Origin of the sequence: Sandaracinus amylolyticus, assembly GCF_021631985.1 — a bacterium.
Taxonomy (GTDB): Bacteria; Myxococcota_A; Polyangia; order Polyangiales; family Sandaracinaceae; genus Sandaracinus; species Sandaracinus amylolyticus_A.
On sequence record NZ_CP070225.1, the window covers coordinates 3,510,178 to 3,534,477 of the forward strand.

The window sequence follows — 24,300 nt, forward strand, 5'->3', positions numbered from 1 at the left end:
TCAGGGCGCATCGTGCAGGACTCCGACATCAAGACGCGCGTCACGCCGCTCGAAGAGCTCAAGATCGGGAGTCGAGCGGGCAACGATTGTCTCGTCGTCATCTACTCGAGCGACGCGCGCCAGTTCGGCAAGCGGTACGTCCTCGAGCGAGACACGCTCACGATCGGTCGCGGACAGGAGAACGTCGTCGTCCTCGACAACGACTCCGTCTCGCGTCGCCACTGCCGCATCGAGCGCCGCAACACGTCTTGGTACGTCGTCGATCTCGACTCGACGAACGGCACCTACGTCAACGACGACCTGGTCAAGGAGTACCAGCTGCGTCGAGGCGACCAGGTGAAGATCGGCGACACGATCATGAAGTACCTGAGCGGCGCCGACGTCGAGGCCCAGTACCACGAGACGATCTATCGGATGACGATCGTCGACGGGCTGACCGGCGCGCACAACAAGCGCTATCTGCTCGAGACGCTCGAGCGAGAGATCCCGCGCTCGCGTCGCCACGCACGGCCGCTCTCGGCCGTGATGTTCGACATCGATCACTTCAAGAAGATCAACGACACCTACGGCCACCTCGCGGGCGACTACGTGCTCAAGGAGCTCGCGACGCTCGTGAAGAGCCGGCTGCGCCCCGACGACATCTTCGCGCGCTACGGCGGCGAGGAGTTCTGCGCGCTGCTCCCCGAGACGCCGGTGCCCGGCGCGGGCGCGATCGCCGAGGACCTCCGTCGTCGCGTGCAGGAGCGTCGCTTCACGTTCGAGAACGAGGTGATCCCGGTGACCGTCTCGCTCGGCGCCGCGGAGCTCGCCTCCGAGATGGACGTGACCGCGTTCCTCAAGGCCGCGGACGAGAAGCTCTACGAAGCGAAGCGCAGCGGCCGCAACCGCGTGTGCATCTGATTCCGACTCACTCGCGACGGTGAGCGCGAACGGGCGCGCACACGTGCGTGAACAGTGCGCCGCCCGGTGGGGTGTCCGCATTCCAGGGGCTGGTGCGCTGGCCAGCATTCCGGGGTCGAAAGGCTCCGATTCGCTCCTGCAATCGCCTGGGCCCTGCGCGTTGTGGCACACGCGCCCACGGTCGCGCCGAAAATGCAAGCAGGAGATGCCTGGGCTTCGAATCGCGAGTCGCCCACTGGTGACGTGGCACACCTGTCGCTAGGTGTGGCTCGAAGCCCATGCGCGTCATCAGCCACGCCAGCACCCACGTCGGTCGCCGCGACAACAACGAAGACGCGTTCTGTGCAGACGACGCGGCCGGCCTCTACGTCGTGGCCGACGGGATGGGCGGGTACGAGGGTGGCGAGGTCGCGTCACGCACGGCCGTCGACACGTTGCGCAAGTACTTCGCGCGCATGACGCCCGACGGCGGGCTCGGCCTCGAGGACGCGACCGACGATCACGCGCTGGCGCGAGGGCGCATGGACCTGGCGCTGCGCATCGCGCACCGCGAGATCTGCCGCAAGAAGGTCGGCCTGCTCGCGCAGATGGGCTCCACCGTCGCGTCGGTCGTGCTGCAGCAGGGACACGCGCTCATCTCGCACGTCGGCGACAGCCGCGTGTACCGGATGCGCGGCGGGATCCTCGAGGCGATGACGCGCGACCACTCGCTCTACGCCGAGATGGAGGCCGCAGGGCGCATGTCGCTCCCGCCGCGGCACCAGTGCAGCTTCCAGCACGTCATCACGCGCGCCCTCGGTGTGCCGGGCGACTCGCGCCCCGACCTGCGCATCGAGCGCGCGCAGATCGGCGATGTGTTCGTGATCGCGAGCGACGGTCTCACCGACGTGCTCGAGGACGAGCAGCTCGCGGGCTGGGTGCTGATCGAGCCCGCGGAGACGCTGACCGAGCGACTGGTCGAGGCCGCGCTCGGCGCGGGCGCGCACGACAACATCACAGTCGTGGTCGCGCGCGTCGTCGGGTAGGGAACGCGCGCCTGGCATACGCGGGGCAGGCCGCGCATTTAAGAACCATGAGCCTGATCATCTCGTGGGTGGCGCTGACGCTGTCGTTCTGGGTCGCCTCGCTGCTGTTGCCGGGCTTCAAGATCAAAGGCGGCGTCGGGAGCCATTTCGTCGTGTCCGCGGTGTTCGGCACGCTCAGCTTCTTCCTCGGCTGGGCGCTCTTCACCGCGATCGGGATCGGCACGCTGGGCATCGGCTTCCTCTTCCGATTCCTGACGCAGCTGGTCGTCGCCACGATCCTGCTGCTCGTGACCGACAAGCTCAGCAAGCGGCTGACGATCGACAAGGCGAGCACCGCGTTCCTCGCCGCGCTGATCACCGCGGTGATCGGCACCGGCGCCGAGCAGGTGCTGCACCGCGTGCTCTGAGGCCAGCGAGGCCTGATCAGCCGAAGTCGCGGCGGATGCGCAGCAGATCCGCGAGCGAGTGCGTCGCGCGCAGCGCGTCGTACGTCGGGTCGAGCACGAGATCGTCGTCGCGCAGCTGACCCGACTGATAGCCCGCGAGCATCGCGGACCACCACGCATCGACGTCGGCCTGCGCAGGGACTGCGCTCTCCTGCGCGGGCCACGGCAGCGGGATCAGGATCTCGCCGGCACGCGCAGCCGCGAGGATCGCGTCGCGAGCGCTCTGGTCCTCGGGGTCGCGCGACTGCGGCTCGAGGTTGTCGAGCGCGCGCATCAACGACTCGCGCAGCTTGCCCTCCGGCACCGTCGGGAGCGCGCGCGCGATCACGTACGCGACGCGCGACGGAGTCGTCCCGCGCTGCTCCCAGACCTGCTCCGGCGTGCGCTTCGCGAGGCGCCCTCCGCTCTCTGCAATCGCGTCGAGGTCACCGAGGATCGATGCGATCTTCAGCGCCTCCCAGTCCGCCCACGGGATCGCGGGCACGCAGCGCGCGCCCCGCAGGTACGACGCGAGCGCTTCCTCGGGACGCCCCGCACGACGCAGCGCATGGCCGACGGTCACGTGCGCGATCGAGACGTCGGGCTCGATCTCCACGTGGCGCTGGCCCTGGCGCAGGTACTTGTCGAGATCGAAGGGCGTGCCGTTCTCCGTCGTCCACTCGTTCACGCAGAGCCGGCACCAGCCATCGAACGTGCGATGGACGAGGCGCACCTCGCCGCTGTCGGGGTCATAGTCGACGATCGGCCACGTGTCGGCGACCGGCGCGGCGCTGCGATCGAACGCGAGCACGGTGCCGTGCTCGGTGCGATGGAAGGGCAGCAGCAGATCGGGATCGAGGAACGACGCGGCGCGCTGCGACGCGACCTCCTTGAGCGCCGCCTCGATCGTCGCGCCAGGCCCGGGCGCCGCGGTGAGCAGCGTCCCCGCGGGCGTGACCGCGCCGTTGAAGCGACCGAGCACGAGCCGTAGGTCCGCGGGGAGCGGCGAGCCCACGTGGTGCTCGATCGCCTGGATGTCTCGCGCCTGCGCCGGAGGCTGCAGCGCGAGCCCGGTCTGCTCGCGGTGGTCCTCCATCCAGCGCACGAACTCTCGCACTCCCCGATGCATGACCGCGGGAGTCTACTACGACGGCTCGGAATCCCTGGCAGTGAGCCGACCTTCCCTCGTCACGTCGCACACGAACGCACGGTGGCGCACTTTCTGGCCGTCTCCGGACGGGGCGCGCTAGCATCGCCGCGATGCGACGGGCCCTGGGACTCGTGTGCCTGCTCGCGCTCGCAGGCGCGCCTTGCTGGTCGGGGCGCGCGCGAGCGCAGGAGGCGGAGCCAGCGGAGGACGCGATCCCCGGCGTCGAGGGCGAGGAGTCGCCCGAGCTGAGGGCCCTGCGCCTCGCCGAGCTCGAGATCTTCGGTCGCGATCAGGCGATCGTGGAGATCACGCCGCAGATGCCGCGTCCGGTGCGGCTGAGCGTGCCCGACGCGCTGACGAGCGATGCGCCGATGGCGCGCACCGAGTCCGGCGCGACCGGGCGCGCGCGCGATCTCTCGTGGCTCGAGGGGCTCACGCTGCCGGACATCCCGGTGCGCTGGGACGAGCGCGTGATCCGCTACCTCGAGTTCTTCCGCGACGATGCGCGCGGACAGCAGCTCATCCGGAGCTGGATGCGTCGCCTCGATCGGTTCGGGCCGACGATCCGCCAGACCCTGCGCGAGCAGGGGCTGCCGGAGGATCTGATCTACGTCGCGATGATCGAGAGCGGGTTCGATCCGCGCGCGCGCTCGGGCGCCGGCGCGGTCGGGCTCTGGCAGTTCGTGTCGCGCACCGGCGCGGAGTACGGGCTCACCCAGGATCACTGGGTCGACATGCGCATGGATCCCGCGGCGTCGACGGGCGCGGGCGCGCGCTACCTCGGCGCGCTGCAGCGTCGGTTCGGCACGTGGGAGCTCGCGTTCGCCGCGTACAACATGGGCTACGGCGCGCTGCTGCGATCGATCCGCAAGTACGACACCAACGACTACTGGGAGCTCTCGCACCTCGAGGCCGCCCTTCCCTTCGAGACCTCGCTCTACGTCGCGAAGGTGATGGCGTGCGCGATCGTCGGGCGGAACCCCGAGCGCTTCGGGGTCGGCGACATCGTCCGCGAGGATCCGATCGCGATCGACGTGGTCGAGGTGCCGGGCGGCACGTCGCTCGGTCCGATCGCGCGCGCCGCGGGCACGACGGTCGAGGAGCTGCATCGGCTGAATCCCGCGCTGCGTCGGGATCGATGTCCGCCCGGCAGCGAGCGCGTGCCGGTGCGCATCCCGGGGGGCGCGCGCACCGCGTTCGAGCGCGCGTGGGCGCGCATCCGCCCGAGCGATCCCGTCGAGCGCAGCCACGTGGTGCGCTTCGGCGAGGATCTCGCGGCGATCGCGCGGCGCCACGGCGTGACCGAGCGCGAGCTCCGCGAGATGAACGAGCTCGCGGAGGAAGATCGCGTCGGCGTCGGGCTCGCGATCGTCGTGCCCGCGACGACGGTGCGCGCGAGCGAGCGCGCGAGCGACCCGCCGGTGATCGCGATCCCGCCAGGCACGTTCGAGTACGCCGATCGACGTCGGGTGTTCTATCGCGTGCAGCGCAGCGATGAGCTGCGCGAGATCGCGCGGTTCTTCGGCGTGACGCTCGACGAGGTGCGGCAGTGGAACGCGATCGATCCGCGCGCCGCGCTGCAAGAGGGCATGTTCCTCCAGCTCTTCGTGCCGACGCGGATCGATCTCGGTCGCGCGATCGTGATGAGCGCCGAAGAGGTGCGCACGATCGTGATCGGGAGCGAGGAGTTCTACGAGCACCACGTGCGTCAGGACGGGCGCGTGCGGCTTCGTTATCGCGTGCGCACGGGCGACACGTTGTCGGAGATCGCGGAGCGCTTCGGGCTCTCGACGGGATCGATGGCGCGCATCAACCAGATCGCGCGCGAGGCCACGCTGCGCGTCGGGCAGGAGCTCGTCGTGTACTGCGAGCCCGCGCGCGTGCCCGCGGAGCTGCGCGATCAGATCTCGAGCGAGCCGGTCGTGGCGCAGGCCGAGACCGAGGTCGAGGGCGAAGAGGCCGAGACCGAAGAGCCGGAGGCCGAAGAGGCCGAGGAGCCCGAGGCCGACATCGAAGCGTCCGCGGAGGCCGATCCCGCGGGCTAGACTCCGCGCGTGCTCTCCATCGCCGACGCGCTCGAGTCGATCCTCGCTTCGATCCCCACGCTCGGCGCCGAGCGCGTGTCGCTCGACGACGCGCTCGGTCGGGCTCTCGCTGCGCCCGTCTTCGCGCGGCACGACGCGCCCCCCTTCGACGCGAGCGCGATGGACGGCTGGGCCGTGCGCACCGTCGATCTCGCGGGCGCGAGCGACGCCGCACCGAGCACACTCGAGGCGAACGGGGAGTCACGCGCCGGCGGCGAGTGGCCCGCGCCGATCACCCCGCGCACCGCGATGCGCATCTTCACCGGCGCTCCCGTGCCCGAAGGGGCCGACGCGGTGGTGATGCAGGAGGACGTCGACGCGCAGGGCAGCCTCGTGCGCTTCCGTCGGGCGCCTCCGCGCGGCGCCCACATTCGATCGCGCGGCGAGGACCTCGCGGTCGGCGCGGAAATTCTGGCACTCGGTGCCAGAGTCGGCGCAGGCGAGATCGCGCTCCTCGCGAGCCAGGGCGTGACGAGCGTCGACGTGCTCCGCGCGCCGCGGGTCGCGGTGCTGGTGAACGGCGACGAGCTGCGCGACCCCGGCGAGCCCGCGCGAGCGGGCACGATCTTCGACTCGAACGGGCCCACGATCGCTGCCGCGGTGCGCGAGGCGGGTGGTGTCGCGATCCGGATCCCGCGCGCCCCCGACGAGCTCGAGGCGCTCACCACGCGCGTGCGCGAAGGGCTCCTCGCCGACGCGCTCGTCGTGTGCGGCGGCGTGTCGGTCGGCGATCACGATCTCGTGCACCTCGCGCTCGCCGCGGCAGGTGTCGAGGCGCGCTTCTGGAAGGTCGCGATGAAGCCCGGCAAGCCGCTCACGTTCGGCCTCGCGGGCACGACGCCGGTGTTCGGGCTGCCCGGCAATCCGGTGAGCGCGTGGGTCACGTTCGAGCTCTTCGTGCGGCCCGCGCTGCGCCGGATGATGGGCGATCCGCGCCCGTTCCGGCGCGTGATCGAGGTCGAGCTCGGGCATGCGCATCGACGCTCGACGGGACGCATCGAGCTCGCGCGAGCGCGCCTCGAGTGGCGCGACGGTCGCGCGATCGCGTCGATCGGCGGGAAGCAGGGCTCGGGATCGACGCAGTCGATCGCGAACGTCGACGCGCTGCTGATCCTGCCCGCGGAGATCGGGACGTTCGAGCCGGGCGCGCGCGTCCCCGCGATGCTGCTGCGCGAGGGCTCGGACGCGAGCCCGTTCGCGTGATCACGCGCGCTCGCGCAGCAATCGTCCGGTGTGCGACGCGGGCGCCTTCGTGATCTCGTCGGGCGTGCCCGCGACGACGATGCGCCCGCCGCCCGGGCCTCCCTCGGGACCGAGATCGATCACCCAGTCCGCCGCCGCGACCACCTCGAGCGCGTGCTCGATCAGCACGACCGTGTTGCCCTGCTCGACGAGATCCTCGAGCACGCCGATCAGCACGTCGACGTCGGCGAGGTGCAGCCCGGTCGTGGGCTCGTCGAGCACGTAGAGCGTGCGTCCGGTCGCGCGCCGTGCGAGCTCGCGCGCGAGCGCGAGCCGCTGCGCTTCACCGCCCGAGAGCGTCGTCGCGCTCTGACCGAGCGTGAGATAGCCGAGCCCCACCGACGCGATCGCGTCGAGCCGCTCGCGGATCGCGGGCACCGCGCCGAGCAGATCGCGCGCCTCGCTGACCGTCAGATCGAGCACGTCGGCGATCGAGAGCCCGCGCCACTTCACGTCGAGCGTCTCGCGATCGTAGCGACGCCCGCCGCACACCTCGCACGTCGCGAGCACGTCGGGGAGGAACTGCATGTCGATGCGGACGACGCCCTCGCCCTTGCACGTCTCGCAGCGACCGCCCTTCTGGTTGAAGCTGAATCGCCCGGCGTCCCATCCGCGCGCGCGCGCCTCGGGCAGCGACGCGAAGAGCTCGCGAAGCGGGCCGAAGATCCCCGAGTACGTCGCGGGGTTCGAGCGCGGCGTGCGACCGATCGGACGATCGTCGATCGCGATCACACGATCGAACGCATCGAGCCCCTCGACCGTCGCGCGCACCGTCTCGCCGCGCGCACCGTTGATCAGCTGGCGCGCGGCCTCGAGCAGCGTGCCCACGACGAGCGAGGACTTGCCCGCGCCGCTCACGCCGGTGACCGCGGTGAGCACGCCGACGGGCACCCGCGCGTCGACGCCCACGAGGTTGTGCAGCGTCGCGCCGCGGATGTTGATCCACCCGCGCGGTGCCCGCGGCGTCTTGCGCGCCCGGCCCACACGGCGCTTCCGCGAGAGGAACGCACCCGTCAGCGAGCGCTCGTCGCGCGCGATCTCGTCGGGCGTGCCGATCGCGATCACACGACCGCCCTCGGTGCCCGCGCCGGGGCCCATGTCGATCACACGATCGGCGGCACGCACGACGTCGAGATCGTGCTCCACGACGAGCACCGTGCTGCCGCGATCGCGGAGCCGGCGGATGGTCTCGATCAAGCGCCCGGTATCGCGCGGATGCAGGCCGATCGAAGGCTCGTCGAGCACGTAGAGCACGCCGACGAGCGCGTGCCCGATGCGCGTCGCGAGCCGGATGCGCTGCGCCTCGCCGCTCGAGAGCGTGCCCGCGGATCGATCGAGCGACAGGTAGCCGACACCGACGTCCGCGAGGAAGCGCAGCCGCGATCGCACCTCGCGCAGGAGCGGCTCGGCGATCTCGGCCTGTCGCCCCTCGAGCGCGAGCGCGTCGACGTGCGCGCGTGCATCGTCGATCGAGAGCGCCTCGAGCGCGCGGATCGAGAGCCCGCCCACCGTGACGCCGAGCGCCTCGGCACGCAGTCGGGCGCCGCCGCACGTCGGACACGTCCCGCGCGCGCGGAACTTCGAGAGCTCGTCCGCGATCCCCTCGAGCGCTTCGTCGTCGTCCTCGCCGCGCCGTGCGTCGAGCTCGATCCACTGTCGCTCGAGCGACGCGAGCACGCCCTCGATCTTCTTCTTCGAGGCGACGAGCCCGTTGAGCACCGCGTCGCGCATCTCGGGCGCGAGCTCGCTCCACGTCGCGTCGACGTCGATCCCCGCCTTCTTCAGCGCGGTGACGCGATCTCGATAGGCCTTCTCGCGGGGCGCACCCCACGCCGCGATCGCGCCCTCCGCGATCGACTTCGACGCGTCGGGCACCACGCGCGCCTCGTCGAAGCGCTCGAGCTCGCCGAGCCCGCCGCACGTCGGGCACGCGCCCTCCGGTGAATTCCACGAGAACGTGCGCGGTGAGATCGGCGGCAGCAGCACGAGGTGCACCGGGCACGCGTGGCGCTCGGTGAAGAGCATCGGCTCGCCGTCCTGCGGCACCACCCGCACGATGCCGCCGCCGAGCCGCAATCCGAGCTCGATCGAGTCGGACAGGCGCTGCCGCACTCCGTCCTTCACGACGAGCCGATCGACCTGCACGTCGAGGTCGTGCGCGACCTTCGCATCGAGGGTGATCGTCTCGCCGAGATCGCGCACCGCGCCGTCGATCACGACGCGCACGAAGCCGTCCTTGCGCAGCCGCGCGAGCTCACCCGCGAGATCGCCGATCACCCCGCGCGCGATCGGCGCCTGCACGACGACGCGCGCGCCTTCGCCCAGAGACAGCGTGCGATCGACCATCTCGGGCACCGTCCACGCGCTCACCGGACGACCGCAGATCGGACAGTGCGGCTGACCGACGCGCGCGTAGAGCACGCGCACGAAGTCGTGGATCTCGGTGACGGTGCCGACCGTCGATCGCGGATTGCGCGCCGGCACTTCCTGGCGCACCGCGATCGCGGGCGAGAGCCCCTCGATCACGTCGACGTCGGGCTTCGGCAGCTGCTCGAGGAACTGTCGCGCGTAGGTCTGCAGCGACTCGACGTAGCGACGCTGCGCCTCTGCGTAGATCGTGTCGAACGCGAGCGACGACTTGCCCGAGCCGCTCGGCCCGGTGACGACGGTGAGCGCGCCGCGCGGCACGTCGACGTCGACGTCGCGCAGGTTGTGCATGCGCGCGCCGCGGACGACGATCGCGTCCTTCTCGCTCACGCGCTCCCCGCGAGCACCCGCGCGCAGCGCGCCGCCGCGATCATGCCCGCGGCATCGGCCTCGTCGCGCGACGCCGCGTCGTAGGCGACGCCGTGATCGACGCTCGCGCGTACGAACGGAAGGCCCCACGTGACGTTCACCGCGGCGCCCCAGTCGAGCAGCTTCGACGCGATGGTCGCCTGGTCGTGCATCATCGCGACGACGCCGTCGATGGCGCCTTCCGCGGCGCGACGCAGCGCGGTCTCGGCGGGGACGATCCCGATCAACGAGAGACGCCCCGAGGCGTAGGGCTCTCTCGCGCGCGCCGCGTCGACCGCGGGCGCGATCACGCGCGCTTCTTCGTCGCCGAACATGCCGCTCTCGCCGGCGTGCGGGTTCAGCGCGGCCACCGCGACCTTCGCGCCGTGCGCGCGCCCGAGCCGCGCCATCGCCTCGCCGAGGTGCACCGTCGCACGCTCGACGCGCTCCTTCGTGATCTCGCGCGGCACGTCGCGCACCGCGAGGTGCGTGGTCACCAGCGCGAGGCGCAGCCGCGGCCCGAGGAAGAGCATCGTGACCTCGTCGTCGCGCAGCCCCGCGCCGCGCGCGAGGTGCTCGGTCTGACCGACGAAGGGCGTGCCCGACATCGTGACCGCCTCCTTGCTCGTCGGCGCGGTCACGAGCGCGCGCGCGTGCCCGTCGCGCACCGCGCGCGTCGCGGCGTCGAGCGCGCGGAGCTGCGCGGCCCCGACCTCGGGCGAAGGCGCGTGCCTCGCGATCACGGCGGCGTCGACGCGGCCGGTGTCGACGATCGCGATCTCGCCCGGCGCGAGCGCGATCGGCTGCGGCATCACCCGCGCGCTCGGCAGACGCGGCGCGAGCTGCGCCGCGTCGCCGAACACCAGCACCGCCTCGCCCTCGCGCGCGACCTCGAGCGCTGCGACGGCCGAGACCGCCGGCCCGACGCCCGCGGGATCGCCCGTCGCGAACGCGAGCGTCACGGGGCCTTCATCTTGTAGCCGACCCCGCGCACGGTCTCGATCGGCTTGGCGGCGCTCGCGAGCTTCATGCGGAGGCGGCGGACGTGGATGTCGACCGTGCGCGAGCCGCCGTAGTAGTCGACGCCCCACACGCGCTCGAGCAGCTGCTGGCGCGAGAACACGCGGCCGCGGTGGCGCGCGAGGAACTCGAGCAGCGCGAACTCCTGGTGCGTCAGTTGGATGAGCCGCCCGTCGACCAGGACCTCGTGCGCCGCGCGGTCGATGACGAGCGGGCCGAGCTTGAGGCGCTCGGAGTCGGAGTACTCACTGCGGCGCCACTCCGCGCGCCGGATGCGCACGTAGAGCTCGACCGGCAGGTACGGCACGAGGACGATGTCGTCGAACGTGTCGCTGGGGTCGAGCCGCTGGAGCGCCGGCACCGTCACCGCGGCGAGGATGGGCACCTCGGCGAGCGGCGGTGCGGCGCGCAGCCGGCCGAGCGCGGCGCGCCCGGCTTCGACTTGATCCAGCACCTCCACGAGGACGGCGGCCGGGGGATCCTTCCCGAGCACCTCGTCGTGCTCCAGTGGTTCCCAGAGGTCCGCCGCTCGGACCCGGCATCCGAGCTCTCGGAGCACCGACAGGCCGCCCTCGCTCCGCTCGATGAGCTGGGGACTGCCCACGACCAGAATCCACATGAACGCACCTCGGTCGCGCTGCAGTGCGTCATCTACCGCCAGGCCCGCGAGTTTGCAATCGGAACAGCCACGCGGCTTGACCGGCTGGAGCCACGGTTGTTACATGCTGGCTCCCACGAGGGGGTGCCGGGTTGACGCAACGACGTTGGAAGCTCGTGGTGACGGGGCTCGGGAGCTCCGCGTCGCTCCACGAGGTCGTCGTCGAAGCGGGCGATTGGATGACCGCGCTGACGCGGGCGCGCGGGCAGATCGGCGAGAAGGGCGGCGTGCCGCCGGGCGCGAGCTGTGCCGTGGCACCGGATGGCAAGGTGACGATCCTCGACGCGGTCTCCCGTCGTCAGTACGCGCTCGCTCCGGTGGCGGACGGCGCGCCCGCGCCGATCGCGGCGACCCCCTCCCCGGCCCCGGTCGAGCTCGCGAAGCCGAAGAAGGCGTCCAAGCAGACGATCGCGTACATGCCCTCCCCGATCGCAGGCTCCGCCGCGCCGACGCCGGCGGCGGCACCCGCGACCAGCACCCCCGCCGCGGCGCGATCGGCGACCGCGCCCAAGCCCGCGTCGGCGCCGCCTCCCGCGGCGGCGAGCGCGCCCGAGGCGCCGTTCCGCCCGAACCAGACGGTCGCGTACGCCCCCGCGATCGCGCCGGCCGCACCCGCGCCTGCCGCACCCGCGCCGCCGCCGGCCGCACCCGCGCCTGCCGCAGAGCCGCCCAAGCCGGCGGCGCCGCCGACCGCGGCCGCGACGGCCGAGCCGCTCAAGAAGAAGGCGCCGAAGCACACCGTCGCCTATCTCCCCGGCGCCGGAGAGCTCGCCGCGAAGGCCGCGGCTCCGGCAGCAGCAGAGCCGGCCCCGACGGCCGCCCCTCAGCCGACCCCCGCCCAGCCGACCGCCGCGCAGCCGACCGCCGCGCCGCAGCCCGCGCCGGCTGCCGCCGCAGCGCCCCAGCCTGCCGCGGCCCCGCAACCGGCTGCCGCGCCCCAGGCCGCCAGCGCCCCCGCTGCGCGACCCGCTTCGGCGCCGCCCCCGGCGCGCCCGTCGCAGCCTCCGCCCGACGGCGCCGAGCTGCTCTACGCACGCGACGCCGAGCCCACGACCGACACCCCGCTGACGTATCGCGAGCGGACGTTCGTCGTCGATGCGGGCACGTCCGCCGACGACGCCGAGATGATCGTGCGTCGACGGTTCGCGCAGCTGCGCGAGGAGCTCGAGGAGCGCCCCAAGGGCAAGCTCGTCAACATCGCCGTGTTCGACCACCGCTGGGAGGGCCGGCCGCAGCGCCCGCCCCTCGTCGTCCTGCAGTGGAAGGACTGGCGCGGCGAGCCCGAGGTGCAGCGCCCCGCGCCCGCCACGCCCTCCCATCCGCCCGCCGCGCTCTCGCGTCCCGTGTCGCAGCCTCCGGTCGCGCCGGCTCCCGTCGCGCAGCCCGCGCAGCCTCCGGTCGCACAGCCTCCGATCGCGCCGCCCTCGCAGCCGCCCACCGCGACCGCGCGTCCGAGCACGCCCGCGATCCCGCCTGCGGCTCCGGTGCCCAGCGTCGAGCGCCCCCGCACCACCACCCCCGCGCCCGACGACCGCCTCAGCCAGGCGTTCGAGGCGCTGCAGGATCTCTTCTTCCTCGGCACGCCGCTCGAGGGCGCCGACTTCGTGCTGAACCTGCTCGCGGACCTCGTCCCGAGCGAAGCCGCGAGCGTCTGCCTCTACGACATCAACAGCAACGAGCTGCGCTTCGTCGCGCTGCGCGGCCCGGGCGCCGACGAGCGCAAGGGCGAGGCGGTCCCGCTCGGTGCGGGGCTCATCGGCGCGGCGGGCGACGACTACGCCCGTCCCACCCTCTTCGAGCAGGTCGCGGCCGAGGCTCGCTACGACGCCGCGATCGACGGCCGCGCCGGGCTCGACGCGCGCACGATGGCGATCGTCCCGGTGTTCCACCAGGGTCGCCTGCAGGCCGTCGTGCAGCTGCTCAACCGCGAGGGTCAGGCCCAGTTCGGCAAGGGCGACGCGAACGTGCTCGGATACGTCGCCGAGAAGCTCGGCGAGTTCCTGCACCAGTCGCGGCTCTCCGAGCGTCCTCGCCGCTGATCAGCGCGACGGCTGGCCGAGCAGCGCGACGACCTCGCGCTCGAGCCGATCGCCGTCGCCGCTGCGATACCCGGCGTGCACGTGCCGCACGATGCCGCCGCGGTCGATGACGTACGACGTCGGCATGCGGGACGGGCGGTAGCGATTCGCGATCGCGTGCCCCTCGTCGAACAGCACCGGGAACGAGAGGTGGTGACGGCTCGCGAACTGCCGCGCGTTGTCGACGCGCTGGTCCTGCGAGATCCCGACGATCGTCAGGCCGCGCTCGCGGTACTGGTTGTAGAGCCGCTGGTACACCGGCATGGAGTCGGCGCACGGCTCGCACCACGAGGCCCAGAAGTCGACGACCACGACGCGCCCGCGCAGGCTCGCGATCGTCACCTGGTTGCCCTGCAGATCGCGCAGGCCCAGCTCGGGCGCGCGCGCACCGGGATCGAGCGCCATCGCGCTCGCCGCGATCGTGAGGGCGAAGACCGCGATCCCCGCGGCGACCACACGCGTCATGGCGGGCTTCGACGACCCGATCGACGCGCGATTCACTGGTCGAGCTCCTCGCGCACGTACGCCGGCAGCGACGTCGGAGGCTCACGGAAGCGACGCCCGTTCACGAAGAACGTCGGCGTGCCCTCGACGTTCAGGCGGCGGCCCTCCTCGCGGTCACGCTCGATCGCGGCCTGGGTCTCGGGCGAGTGCAGGTCCGCGTGGAAGCGCTCCATGTCGAGCCCGAGCTGCTGCGCGTAGCGCTCGAGATCCTCGTCCTCGAGCGCACGCTGGTGCTCGAAGAGCAGGTCCGCCATCTCCCAGAACTTCCCCTGCTGACCCGCGGCCACCGCGGCGCGTGCCGCGGGCATCGCGCGCGGATGACCGCTCAGCGGGTAGTTGCGGAACACGACCTTCACCTGGCCCTCGAAGTCGCGCAGCAGCTCCGCGAGCAGCGGATGGGCGCGACCGCAGTACGGGCACTCGAAGTCGCTGAACTCGACGATCGTCACCGGCGCCATCGGCGCGCCGCGCATCGGGAAGCCCTCGCTCTGCACCTCGACCGCGGTGTCGCGGCCGTAGCGCAGCTCGTAGAGCTCCTCGATCTCCGAGCGCTCGTAGCCCTCGGCGATCAAGCGCGACACGTACCGCGCGGCGGGCACGCAGGTGCGGCAGGCACGTCCTTCGTCGGCGCAGCGCGCGACGCTCACCGGCTCGCCGCAGGGCGAGAGCAGCGCGTTCACGAGGTCGACCCAGACGCGGCGCTCGGCCGCGGTCAGGTCTCCGAGATCGACGGCTTCGAGCCGCTCGACGCGCGGGCCGCTGGGCGCCCGCGAGCCGCCTTGCTGCGGCTGTGCTTCGCCGGAGCCCTCGCCGCTCGTCTCACCGTTCCGCGCGCCGCTGCAGCTCGCGCCGATCGACAAGAGCGCCAGGGCACAGACGAGCCCCATCGGCGCGATTCGGATGCTGGTCCTTCCTCGCATTTTCGGCGCGCATGCTACTGCACGTCGCGCGATTCTGCGAACGCGGTGCGCGACGTCGCCGCAGGTCGCGCCACACGCGGGATCGGCGCGGCGCTGGGCGCACCTCGGCGCGCGATCTCGAGCGCGTAACGCGCGCACAGCGCGGGCACGTGGTGGGCGAGCCTTCCGTACGCCTCGCGCCCGCTGCCCGCGAGCGCGCGCAGGTACGGCATCCCGAAGAGCACCCGCAGCCAGCGGTGCGGGTGCCGCCCGTAGAGGCGATCCGCCAGGCGCGCCTGGAACCACAGGTTCCGGCCCTCGGCGCTCGCGAGGAAGCCCGTCTCGTAGCCCGCGATCGTCGCGCTGCGATCGTCGAGCGCGCGGCGCAGGCGCGAGGCGGCGTAGCTCGCGATCTCGAGCGAGGGCGCGATGCCCTCGCCGAGCAGCGCGTCGATGCCCAGCGCCTCGCCGACCAGCACGAGCCCGGGGCGATGCCCCTGCACGCCCGCGTCGAAGTAGCGCTCCGGCCAGCCGTGGATCTTCGAGTCCACCAGGCGGTATCCGAGGCGCGTCGCGTAGTCCTCGGTCCAGCGCCGCAGCACGTCGCCCGCGACCACGCCCCGCCCGTCCATCACGCCGATCTTGAAGAGCCCGTCGCGCCGCGCGGGATCGGGGAACGGGAAGACCCACGCGTAGCCGGGGATGCCGTCGAGGATCGGATCGAAGTCGAAGATCAACGTGCCCGGCTTGGTGTCCGCCGAGACCGGCTCGAACACCGCCTCGACGAGCCGCCCGGTGATCCCCCCGCGCAATCCACTGGCGCGCCGCGAGAGCCCGTTCGCGCCGTCGGCACCGACGACCCACTCGAACGTCTCGGTCGTGCTCCCGGTGCGCACCCGCCAGCCCGACGTCGCGGGCTCCAGCGCGCTCACCAGCGTCTCCTCGCGCACCTCGACCCCGCGGGCGCGACACGCCTCGAGCAGCGCGAGATCGAGCTCGCCGCGATCGAAGACCCACTGCGGTCCGCGCTCGCGCACCGCGAACGCGCCGAGCTCGCAGCGGAACTCGAGCTCGTTCGTGGTCCCACCGCCCTCGGGCCGCGCCCCGAGCACCCGCGCGATCCACTCGGTGCCGCGGAACGTGATGCCGCCGCCGCAGAGCTTCGGGCGCGGGAAGCGCGCCTTGTCGATCAGCACGAGATCGTCGGGGTCGACGCCCGCCGCGATCAGCTCGAGGGCGGTCGCCGTCCCGCCGGGGCCGGCGCCGAGGATCGCGATGCGCTTCGCTCGTCCCATTCGCGGGGCCGAACATGTCCGCGGGCTCCAGGCCCGGTCAAATCGCGCGGGCGCTCCGGGAGGAGGCCTCCAGGGCTCGTCGAGCACCCCGCGGAGCGCTCGCGACCCTCCGCGGGTTCGAATCGTTGCGCCGGTGGAACGATCGAGCCCAATGAGGCTCCCGCGTTTCGCCGCGGGAAACGATCCGACTCTCGGAGGATGCTTCCGTTGCGCAACGGGAACGGAGTGGCGCTGAGGAGGCTCGATCGTTCCAGCCGCGGAAACGATCGAACCTTCGGTAGGCCGCGCATCGCTCGTCGCGGGCCGCGGGAACCCCCGGAGGGTTGCCCCGAGCGGCGGGCAGAACGTCGCGAGCCTCGGAGGGCTCGAAAGTGCTCGCGCCGAATCGTGAGAAGGCCAAGAACGTCGGTCGTCCGCCGTCCCCGGACGAAGACGACCGGAAAGACTGTACTGACACGTCAGTCTAGTTTTGCTAAGCACCCGGCCGTGAGAACGGCAGCCTTCTTCCGGCTCGAGGGTGCGCTCTCGGGCTCCCCCGCGTGGGCGGGCGCGATGTGGCTCGCGTCGAACGCGCCCAGCGTGCGGCGGCGGCTCTTCGGGATCGGCGGGGTCGCGATCTCGGCGGCGCTGGCCGCGCGCGATCCCGCGATCACCCGGCACGTCGCGTGGTCGACGCTGCGCGGGTTCAGCGAGGACCGCCTGGTCGTGCTCGGCGACGACTACGCGCGCGATCGCGTGCTGCCCTCGATCAAGCCCGATGCCCGACGGCTGATCGACGAGGCGCGCGCGAGCGGTCGCACGCTCGTGCTGATCAGCGAGTCGATCGACGCGATCGTCCAGCCGGTCGCGGACGCGCTCGGGTTCGAGATCGTGATCGCGAACGCGCTCGAGATGGACGGCGCCGAGGCCACCGGCGTGCTGCGCGAGCCGGTGGTCGGGCCCGAGATCGATCCCAAGCGGCTGCGCGAGATCGCGGCGCGCCACCAGATCGATCTCGCGCGCTCGTGCGGGTACGGCGCGTCGCGCAGCGACGGCGTGTTGCTCTCGCTCGTCGGGCTTCCTTGCGCGGTCGATCCCGATCGCGAGCTGGCGCGCGTCGCGCGCGATCTCGACTGGCCCGTGGTGCGCAGCGTGCGCGAAGAGGAGACGCGATGAGCCTGCGTGAAGAGCTCCGCGGCAAGCAGGTCCTGGTCACGGGCGTGACCGGCTTCGTCGCGAAGGTGTGGGTCGCGTTCCTGCTCGAGCGCGCGCCCGAGATCGGGCGCATCGTGCTACTCGCGCGCGGCAAGCGCGGACAGAGCGCGGCGTCGCGGGTGCAGCGCCTCTTCGAGCGCTCGCCGTGCTTCCGCCCGCTGCGGGATCGACACGGCGACGGCTTCGGCGCGTTCCTCGCGTCGCGCATCGAGGTGGTCTCGGGCGACGCGCGCCGTCCGATGCTCGGCATCGACGAGCGTGTGCTCGACGAGCTGCTGCCGCGCCTCGACGCGATCGTGCACATCGCGGGGCTGACCGACTTCGTGCCCGATCCGCGCGACGGCGTCGCGGTGAACGTGCGCGGCGCGCAGCACGCCGCGGATCTCGCGGCGCGCACCCGCGGCAAGCGGCTCGTGCACATGAGCACGTGCTTCGTCGCGGGTCAGGGCTCGCGCGTCGTGCCCGAGGAGCTGACCGCGGGCGTCGCGCCGAACGGCACGCGCTTCGATCCCGAGGGCGAGCTGCTCGCGATCGACTCGGTGTGCGCGGCGATCGACGCGCGGCTCGACAAGGACGATCCCGCGGCCGCGCGGCGTGAGCGCATCGACGCGGGCACCCGGCGCGCGCTCGCGCTCGGTTGGCCGAACCTCTACACGTACACGAAGGGCCTCTCCGAGCACCTGCTCGCGATCCGCGAGGACGACCTGGCGGTCACGATCGTGCGCCCGTCGATCGTCGAGTGCGCGCACGAGACGCCGTTCTCGGGGTGGAACGAGGGGATGAACACCTCGGGCCCGCTGGTGTGGCTCGTGGGGACGCCCCACCGCCGCATGCCCTTCTCGCCGAAGCATCACTTCGACGTGGTGCCGGTCGACAGCGTCGCGCGCGGCACGACGCTCGCCCTGGTGAGCGCGCTCCGCGAGCGCGACGCGCGCGGGGTGCGCGGCGTGTGGCAGCTCGCGTCGTCGGATCACAACCCGCTGACGCTCGGTCGCGCGCTCGATCTCTCGACGCTCGCGCGGCGCCGTCAGTACGCGAAGAGCGACGATCCCTTCGAGCGCTTCGTGCTCGCGCACCTCGAGAGCGTGCTCGCGTCGCGCTCGGCGAGCGACGATCTCGTGCTGCCCACCGCGCGCAAGGCGACGCGCGCGCTGCGCGATGCGCTGGTCGCGTTCGACCCCGAGCACTACCTGCCCTCGTCGCTGCGCGAGAAGCTCGGCGAGGGATTGGCCAAGCGCGCGCAGCGCGCGGCGAAGACGCTCGGGAACACGTCGCGCACGATCGGCCAGGTCGAGCAGATGCTGCGCGTCTACCAGCCCTTCGTGTGGGACGACGATCTCGTCTTCCGCACCGACACGGTGCGCGAGGCGAGCGCGATGTTGAGCGACGAGGATCGCGCGCTCTTCGGGTTCGACGTGCACACGATCGATTGGCGCCGGTACTGGCTCGAGGTGCAGATCCCCGGGCTCGACACGTGGTCCTTGCCGCTCTTGAAGGGCGAGCGCGCGCCCGAGGATCCCGCGTGCGTGATCACGCCCGGACTGCGCGAGCTGGTGGCGCGTGAAGCGGTGCGTCTGGGCGCGCCGGCCGCGATGGTCGCGATGGGAGAAGAAGCGGAATGACGATCTTCGTCACCGGAGGAACCGGTTATCTGGGCTCGTACGTCGTGACGCGCCTGCTCGAGCAGCACGACGATCGGCTGCTGCTCATGGTGCGCGGCAAGACGCGCGACGAGGCGGTCACGAAGCTGTGGAACGGTCTGCAGCTCCACATGGACGCCGCGAGCTTCCGCGCCGCGCTGGAGCGCATCGACTTCGTGTCGGGCGACCTGACGATGCCCGGGCTCGGCATCACCGGCGACGAGCGCCGTCGCGTCACGCAGTCGGTGGACTCGGTGCTCCACATCGCGGCCTCGCTCAATCGGAAGAGCGAGAAGGCGTGCCTCAACTCGAACCTGCGCGGCACGCTCAACGTGATCCAGCTCGCGCGCGACGTCGCGAGCGCGCGCGGTGGGCTGCGCCGGTTCAGCCACGTGTCGACGGTCGCGGTGTGCGGGCAGCGTGATCGCGAGGACGTCACCGAGGACGCGTCGGTCGACTGGGATCGCAGCGACTACGATCCCTACGGGCGCACCAAGAAGTTCTGCGAGCACATGGTCCGCGAGCTCCTTCCGGACGTGCCGAAGACGTTCTTCCGCCCGTCGATCGTGATGGGCGACTCGCGCCATCCGCGCACGACGCAGTTCGACATGGTGCGCGCGACGTGCCTGCTGATCGACGCGCCCTTCGTGCCGATGCGCGCCGATGCGCGGGTCGACATCGTGAACGCCGACTACGTCGGGCGCGCGATCGCCGACATCCACGTGAAGGAGTCGCCGCGCTACGACTGCTATCACCTCTCGAGCGGCCGCGCGTCGAAGCGCGCGAGCGAGATCGACGCGGTGCTCACCGAGAAGATCGCGGGGCGTCGTGCCGCGCGCTTCGCGCCGCGCCTCGAGAAGCCCTTCGCGTCGCTCATGAACGGCATGGCGGGGCTGCCGCGCTCGCAGGCATCGCTCGTCGGATCGCTGTTCAAGGTGTTCATGCCGTACATCACGTTCGACACGGTCTTCGTGAACGATCGCGTGTGCGAGGAGCTCGGCGAGACGCCGATCCCGTTCACCGAGTACTGCGCGGGGCTCTATCGCTGGGCGAAGGAGCAGGACTACACGTTCCCCTACGTCGCGCTCCCTGCGGCGCCGAGCGTCGATCACGGCGCGAAGAACGGAGCGGGCGCATGGGCCTGAGCAGCAAGCTCTTCGCGCAGCTCGCGGGCCGCGCTGCGAAGGCGGCGGCGAAGCGCACCAAGGAGGCGCTCGATCCCGATCGCCTGCTCCAGCTCACGATGGAAGGTCTCGTCGAGACCGCGCGCGAGCGGCACGAGAGCGAGCCCTCGCCGCGCTGGCGTCCCGGCGAGCCGATCAAGCTGCTCTTCGCGGGCTACGTCGGAACGCGCAACACCGGCGCCGACGTGCGCGTCGAGGAGATGCTGCGGCAGTTCCGGCATCTCTTCGGCGACGAGCACTGCGACCTCTCGATCCTCACGATCGATCCCAGCAAGACCCGCGGGTACTTCAAGACCGTCAAGCAGGTCCACGTCCCCCAGATCTTCCCGAAGTTCCTCTTCGATCAGGTGCGCGCGCAGCACGGCGTGATCGCGTGCGAAGGCTCGATGTTCAAGAGCAAGTTCGCGAGCGCGCTGACGACGATGATGGCCGGCGCGCTGGGCCTCGCGGTCGCGGAGGAGAAGATCGCGGTCGGCTACGGCGGCGAGGCGGGCGCGATGGACGCGTCGCTCGAGGACATGATCCGCCGGACGCTCGGTGAGCGCGCGCTGGTGCTCACGCGCAACGACGAGTCGAGCGCGATCCTCGAGCGGCTCGGCGTGCCGACGCGCGTGGGGACCGACACCGCGTGGACCTACGAGGGCGCGCCCGACGAGCTCGCGGAGAAGCTGCTGCGGCGCGCGGGCTGGGACGAGAAGAAGCCCGTCGTCGTGGTGTGCCCGATCCATCCGTTCTGGTGGCCGGTGAAGCCGGACCCGCTGCGCGCCGCGGTGCACGGGCTGACGGGCGCCTACGAGAAGAGCCACTTCGAGTCGATCTACTTCCACGAGGACGGGCCCGAGGTCGACGCGCGCTTCGATCGCTACATCGCGGGGCTCGCGGGCGCGCTCGACGACTTCCGGCGCGCGCACGACGTGTTCCCGGTGATCGTCGGCATGGAGGCGCTCGATCGCACGGCGTGCGAGGCGCTCTCGAAGAAGCTCGCGCGGCGCGGCGCGCCCGCGATGTTCGTGTCGGACGAGCACGAGTACCGCGAGATCGTCGCGGTGCTGCGGCGCGCGTCGCTGATCGTGTCGTCGCGTTACCACGCGCTCGTGTGCTCGATGCCGGCCGCGGTACCGAGCGTCGGCGTCACGATGGACGAGCGCATCCGCAACCTGATGCGCGATCGCGGCCAGCGCGATCTGCTGCTGAACGTCGACGACGAGGCGCTCGACGAGCGGCTCTTCGAGGCGATGCAGCGCGCGTGGTCGGATCCCGACGCGTCGCGTGTGGCGATCGAGCGCAGCGTCGCGCGCAGCCTGGTGCGGCAGGGCGAGATGGGCGTGCACCTCGTCGATCACGTGCGCGCGCACCATCCGCGCTTCCCGTTCGCGAGGCACCTCGGGTCGAGCGAGACCGGCGGCGACGGCGATCCCATCGCGCACCTTCCGCCGCTCGCGGCGCGGCAGCGCCTGATCCTCGAGCGCTGGCGCGCGGTCGAGCTGGGAGCACTGCAGGCATGAGCTTCGTCGACGTCTTCCTCGCGAACCTGAGCGAGCACCCCGATCGCGCGTTCGTCACCGAGGTGTGCTGCACCGGGCTCGCGCCCGGGAAGGAGCGCCTCGTGCCCACGCGCGGCGGACGGCTGCGCGAGATGATCGAGCAGGCGCGCCACGCGCTGCGCGCGGCCGGCGTGAAGCCGGGCGATCGCGTGGTGCTCGTCGCGCCGAACTCGGCGCGCTGGATCGCGTGCGACGTGGCGATCCTCGCCGAGGGCGCGACCTGCGTGCCGATGTACGCGCGCCAGGCCGCCAACGAGCTCGTCGCGATGATGCGCGACTGCGATCCGCGGGTCGTGATCGTCGACGGAGCGCCGCTCGCCGAAGCGATCGCGGCGCACGCGCCGCCCGCGCCGATCGTGCAGCTCGACGCGCTGTTCGCGGGGCATCCCCCGAGCACGCTCGATCCGGGGCGACGGATCGATGCGACCAGCGTCGCCACGATCATCTACACGTCGGGCTCGAGCGGCGAGCCCAAGGGTGTGATGACGAGCGTCGCGAACGTCGAGCACATGCTGCCGGTGCTCGACGCGAAGCTGCGCGAGCTGACGGGCACGAGCGGCGGGCGCGATCGTGTCTTCCACTACCTGCCCTTCTGCTTCGCGGGATCGCGCATGGTCCTCTGGGCCTGCCTCTTCCGCGCGAACGGCTTGTTCCTCTCGACGAACCTCGACGACCTCGCGCGCGAGCTGCGCGTCGCGGCGCCCGAGTACTTCCTCAACGTGCCGGCGCTGCTCGAGCGCGTGCGCGCCGGGGTCGAGAAGAAGCTCGCGGAGCGCCCGCTGCCGGTGCGGATGCTCTACGAGCGCGCGATCGAGGCGTTCCGTCGCGAGCGCGCGGGCATCGCGCGGAAGAGAGATCGTGCGCTGCTGATGGCGGCGAAGAGCGCGCTCTTCCCGAAGATCCGCGAGCAGATCGGGCACCAGATCACCGGGCTGATCTGCGGCTCCGCGCCGCTCGCGGAGGAGACCCAGGCGTGGTTCTCGGACCTCGTCGGCATCCCCGTCTACCAGGTCTACGGGCTCACCGAGACCACCGCGATCGTGTCGATCGATCGCGTCGACGGAGTGGTGCCCGGGCGCGTCGGCCATCCGATCCCCGGATGCGACGTGCGGCTCGGCGAGCACGGCGAGCTGCAGATCCGCGGGCCCAACGTGTTCCGCGGGTACTTCCGGCGCGACGCGGCGACGCGCGATGCGTTCACCGACGATGGCTGGTTCCGCACCGGCGATCAGGCGACGATCGACACCCGCGGTCTGCTCCAGATCATCGGGCGCGTGAAGAACATCCTCGTGCCGAGCTCGGGGCACAACGTCGCGCCCGAGCCGATCGAGCAGCTGATCATGGAGCGCGTCCCGAGCGCGTCGCACGCGGTCGTGATCGGGCATGGTCGCCCCTACCTCGTCGCGCTGCTCGCGGGCACCGCGGACCGCGGCGCGATCGATCGCGCGATCGACGAGATCAACGAGGCGCTGCCGCACTACCGGCGCATCCGGAAGGTCCACGTGCACCAGGACCCGCTCACGATCGAGAGCGGAATGCTCACCGCGAACCAGAAGCTGCGGCGCCAGGCGATCGAGGCGCACTTCGCGCGCGAGATCGACGCGCTCTACGCGTGATGCGGTACGAAGGAACGCAGCTCTCGTTCGACCTGGGCCACGGCGGCGTGGTCGAGGTGCGCCTGCATCGCGAGCCGTGCAACGAGATCGGGCTCGTGATGCTCGGCGAGCTCGAGCGCGTCGCCGAGGCGGCCCACGCGCCGGGCGTGCGCGCGATGGTGATCACGAGCGCGGTGAAGCGCGGGTTCTGTGCGGGCGCCGATCTGCGCGAGCTGCATCGCGAGAACGCATCGCGCGCGAGCGAGCCGGTCGAGGCTCGAGTGCGCGAGGTGCGTGGCTTCCTCGATCGCATCCACGCCGCGTTCGACGCGATCGATGCGGCACCGATCACGACGATCGCCGCGGTGCACGGCGTGTGCTTCGGCGGCGGGTTCGAGCTCGCGCTCACGTGTGATCTGATCGTCGCCGACAAGAGCGCGCGCTTCTGCTTCCCCGAGCTGCGGCTCGGGCTGATCCCGGGCTTCGGCGGGATCCCGCGGCTCGAGCGCGACGTCGGCAACGCGGTCATCCGCGATCTGCTGCTGACGGGACGCAGCCTGGGCGCGGCGCGCGCGCAGGAGATCGGGCTCGTCTCGCAGCTCGTCGCGCCGGGCGAGCACCTCTCCGTCGCGCATCGCGTCGCAGAGCAGGCGTGCCGCTTCGACGCCGCGACGACGAAGGTCGCCAAGGCGTTCCTCAAGCCCATTCCGAAGGAGCGCCTCGCGCGCGAGAAGGACGTGTTCTGCGAGCTCTTCGCCGGCCCGGTGGTCGCGAAGGCGCTCGCGCGCTTCGACGCCGACACCTCGGCGATGCCCTACCTCCCCGCCAAGCAGGACTCTGCATGAGCACCGCGAACGACGTGCTGCCGCGCCTGATGACCCTCGCCGCCGAACGCTTCGGAAAGCGCTCGAGCGAGCTGCGCCCCGCCGACGATCTCTTCGACGCGCTCGGCATCGACAGCGTCGAGGCGATGTCGCTCGTCACCGCGCTCGAGGAGCGCTTCGGCATCGAGATCCCCGACTACGAGGTGCAGGACGTGCGCACCTTCGAAGAGCTCGCGACCGTGATCGCGCGGAGGGTCTGAGCTC

At 71.9% G+C, this 24,300-nt stretch carries 20 protein-coding genes; 13 read left to right on the forward strand and 7 right to left on the reverse strand.

Features of this window, described 5'->3' with window-relative positions:
- Positions 1–12 precede the first annotated feature (12 nt).
- From I5071_RS14525 to I5071_RS14535, 3 genes are all read left to right on the forward strand, one after another.
- The gene (locus I5071_RS14525; protein ID WP_236606049.1) at positions 13–900 is read left to right on the forward strand and encodes a GGDEF domain-containing protein; all 888 of its coding nucleotides are present in this window, start codon (positions 13–15) and stop codon (positions 898–900) included.
- 278 nt (positions 901–1,178) lie between these two features.
- Positions 1,179–1,925 carry a PP2C family protein-serine/threonine phosphatase gene (locus I5071_RS14530; RefSeq protein WP_236606050.1) on the forward strand — a complete coding sequence of 249 codons (747 nt, stop codon included), beginning with the start codon at positions 1,179–1,181 and terminating at the stop codon, positions 1,923–1,925.
- 47 nt (positions 1,926–1,972) lie between these two features.
- A complete protein-coding gene (locus I5071_RS14535; RefSeq protein ID WP_236606051.1) occupies positions 1,973–2,332 on the forward strand; it encodes a phage holin family protein in 360 nt (119 codons plus the stop codon).
- 16 nt (positions 2,333–2,348) lie between these two features.
- Here the strand turns inward: I5071_RS14535 and I5071_RS14540 are convergent, their stop codons facing one another.
- Positions 2,349–3,479, reverse strand: coding sequence for an SMI1/KNR4 family protein (locus I5071_RS14540; RefSeq protein ID WP_236606052.1), 1,131 nt, complete (start codon positions 3,477–3,479; stop codon positions 2,349–2,351).
- Between the two features lie 131 nt (positions 3,480–3,610).
- Here I5071_RS14540 and I5071_RS14545 point away from each other — a divergent pair, with 131 nt between their 5' ends.
- A complete protein-coding gene (locus I5071_RS14545; RefSeq protein ID WP_236606053.1) occupies positions 3,611–5,545 on the forward strand; it encodes a LysM peptidoglycan-binding domain-containing protein in 1,935 nt (644 codons plus the stop codon).
- A 9-nt stretch (positions 5,546–5,554) separates the two neighbouring features.
- Positions 5,555–6,787: a gephyrin-like molybdotransferase Glp gene (gene glp, locus I5071_RS14550; RefSeq protein WP_236606054.1), complete on the forward strand. Its 1,233-nt coding sequence runs from the start codon at positions 5,555–5,557 to the stop codon at positions 6,785–6,787.
- On the opposite strand, the gene uvrA is transcribed toward glp, so the two are convergent.
- The 3 genes from uvrA to I5071_RS14565 are packed head-to-tail and all read right to left on the reverse strand — an operon-like array spanning position 6,788 to position 11,240.
- Complete coding sequence (uvrA, locus tag I5071_RS14555; protein ID WP_236606055.1) at positions 6,788–9,583, reverse strand: excinuclease ABC subunit UvrA; 2,796 nt, start codon at positions 9,581–9,583, stop codon at positions 6,788–6,790.
- On the reverse strand, positions 9,580–10,563 hold the full coding sequence (locus I5071_RS14560) for a PdxA family dehydrogenase (RefSeq protein ID WP_236606056.1): 984 nt from the start codon (positions 10,561–10,563) through the stop codon (positions 9,580–9,582). The genes uvrA and I5071_RS14560 overlap by 4 nt, the downstream gene beginning before the upstream one ends.
- The gene (locus I5071_RS14565) at positions 10,560–11,240 is read right to left on the reverse strand and encodes a winged helix-turn-helix transcriptional regulator (protein ID WP_236606057.1); all 681 of its coding nucleotides are present in this window, start codon (positions 11,238–11,240) and stop codon (positions 10,560–10,562) included. The genes I5071_RS14560 and I5071_RS14565 overlap by 4 nt, the downstream gene beginning before the upstream one ends.
- A gap of 131 nt (positions 11,241–11,371) precedes the next feature.
- Here I5071_RS14565 and I5071_RS14570 point away from each other — a divergent pair, with 131 nt between their 5' ends.
- The gene (locus I5071_RS14570; RefSeq protein ID WP_236606058.1) at positions 11,372–13,318 is read left to right on the forward strand and encodes a GAF domain-containing protein; all 1,947 of its coding nucleotides are present in this window, start codon (positions 11,372–11,374) and stop codon (positions 13,316–13,318) included.
- Here the strand turns inward: I5071_RS14570 and I5071_RS14575 are convergent, their stop codons facing one another.
- The 3 genes from I5071_RS14575 to I5071_RS14585 are packed head-to-tail and all read right to left on the reverse strand — an operon-like array spanning position 13,319 to position 16,055.
- Entirely contained in the window at positions 13,319–13,822 is a 504-nt protein-coding gene (locus I5071_RS14575) for a TlpA family protein disulfide reductase (RefSeq protein ID WP_236606059.1), read from the reverse strand.
- 32 nt (positions 13,823–13,854) lie between these two features.
- A complete protein-coding gene (locus I5071_RS14580; protein WP_236606060.1) occupies positions 13,855–14,748 on the reverse strand; it encodes a DsbA family protein in 894 nt (297 codons plus the stop codon).
- 47 nt (positions 14,749–14,795) lie between these two features.
- Positions 14,796–16,055: an NAD(P)/FAD-dependent oxidoreductase gene (locus I5071_RS14585; protein WP_236606061.1), complete on the reverse strand. Its 1,260-nt coding sequence runs from the start codon at positions 16,053–16,055 to the stop codon at positions 14,796–14,798.
- 486 nt (positions 16,056–16,541) lie between these two features.
- On the opposite strand from I5071_RS14585, the gene I5071_RS14590 reads away from it, so the two are divergent.
- From I5071_RS14590 to I5071_RS14620, 7 genes are read left to right on the forward strand one after another with little or no spacing between them, the layout of a single operon-like run.
- Positions 16,542–17,210, forward strand: coding sequence for an HAD family hydrolase (locus tag I5071_RS14590; RefSeq protein ID WP_236606062.1), 669 nt, complete (start codon positions 16,542–16,544; stop codon positions 17,208–17,210).
- On the forward strand, positions 17,207–18,871 hold the full coding sequence (locus I5071_RS14595; RefSeq protein WP_236606063.1) for an SDR family oxidoreductase: 1,665 nt from the start codon (positions 17,207–17,209) through the stop codon (positions 18,869–18,871). The genes I5071_RS14590 and I5071_RS14595 overlap by 4 nt, the downstream gene beginning before the upstream one ends.
- Positions 18,868–20,034 carry an SDR family oxidoreductase gene (locus I5071_RS14600; RefSeq protein WP_236606064.1) on the forward strand — a complete coding sequence of 389 codons (1,167 nt, stop codon included), beginning with the start codon at positions 18,868–18,870 and terminating at the stop codon, positions 20,032–20,034. The genes I5071_RS14595 and I5071_RS14600 overlap by 4 nt, the downstream gene beginning before the upstream one ends.
- Positions 20,025–21,578, forward strand: coding sequence for a polysaccharide pyruvyl transferase family protein (locus tag I5071_RS14605; RefSeq protein WP_236606065.1), 1,554 nt, complete (start codon positions 20,025–20,027; stop codon positions 21,576–21,578). The genes I5071_RS14600 and I5071_RS14605 overlap by 10 nt, the downstream gene beginning before the upstream one ends.
- Positions 21,575–23,233, forward strand: a complete 1,659-nt coding sequence (locus tag I5071_RS14610) for an AMP-dependent synthetase/ligase (RefSeq protein WP_236606066.1) — start codon at positions 21,575–21,577, stop codon at positions 23,231–23,233. The genes I5071_RS14605 and I5071_RS14610 overlap by 4 nt, the downstream gene beginning before the upstream one ends.
- Entirely contained in the window at positions 23,233–24,057 is an 825-nt protein-coding gene (locus tag I5071_RS14615; protein ID WP_236606067.1) for an enoyl-CoA hydratase/isomerase family protein, read from the forward strand. Before I5071_RS14610 ends, I5071_RS14615 begins: the two co-directional genes overlap by 1 nt.
- Positions 24,054–24,296, forward strand: a complete 243-nt coding sequence (locus tag I5071_RS14620; RefSeq protein WP_236606068.1) for an acyl carrier protein — start codon at positions 24,054–24,056, stop codon at positions 24,294–24,296. The genes I5071_RS14615 and I5071_RS14620 overlap by 4 nt, the downstream gene beginning before the upstream one ends.
- The last annotated feature ends 4 nt before the right edge of the window (positions 24,297–24,300 follow it).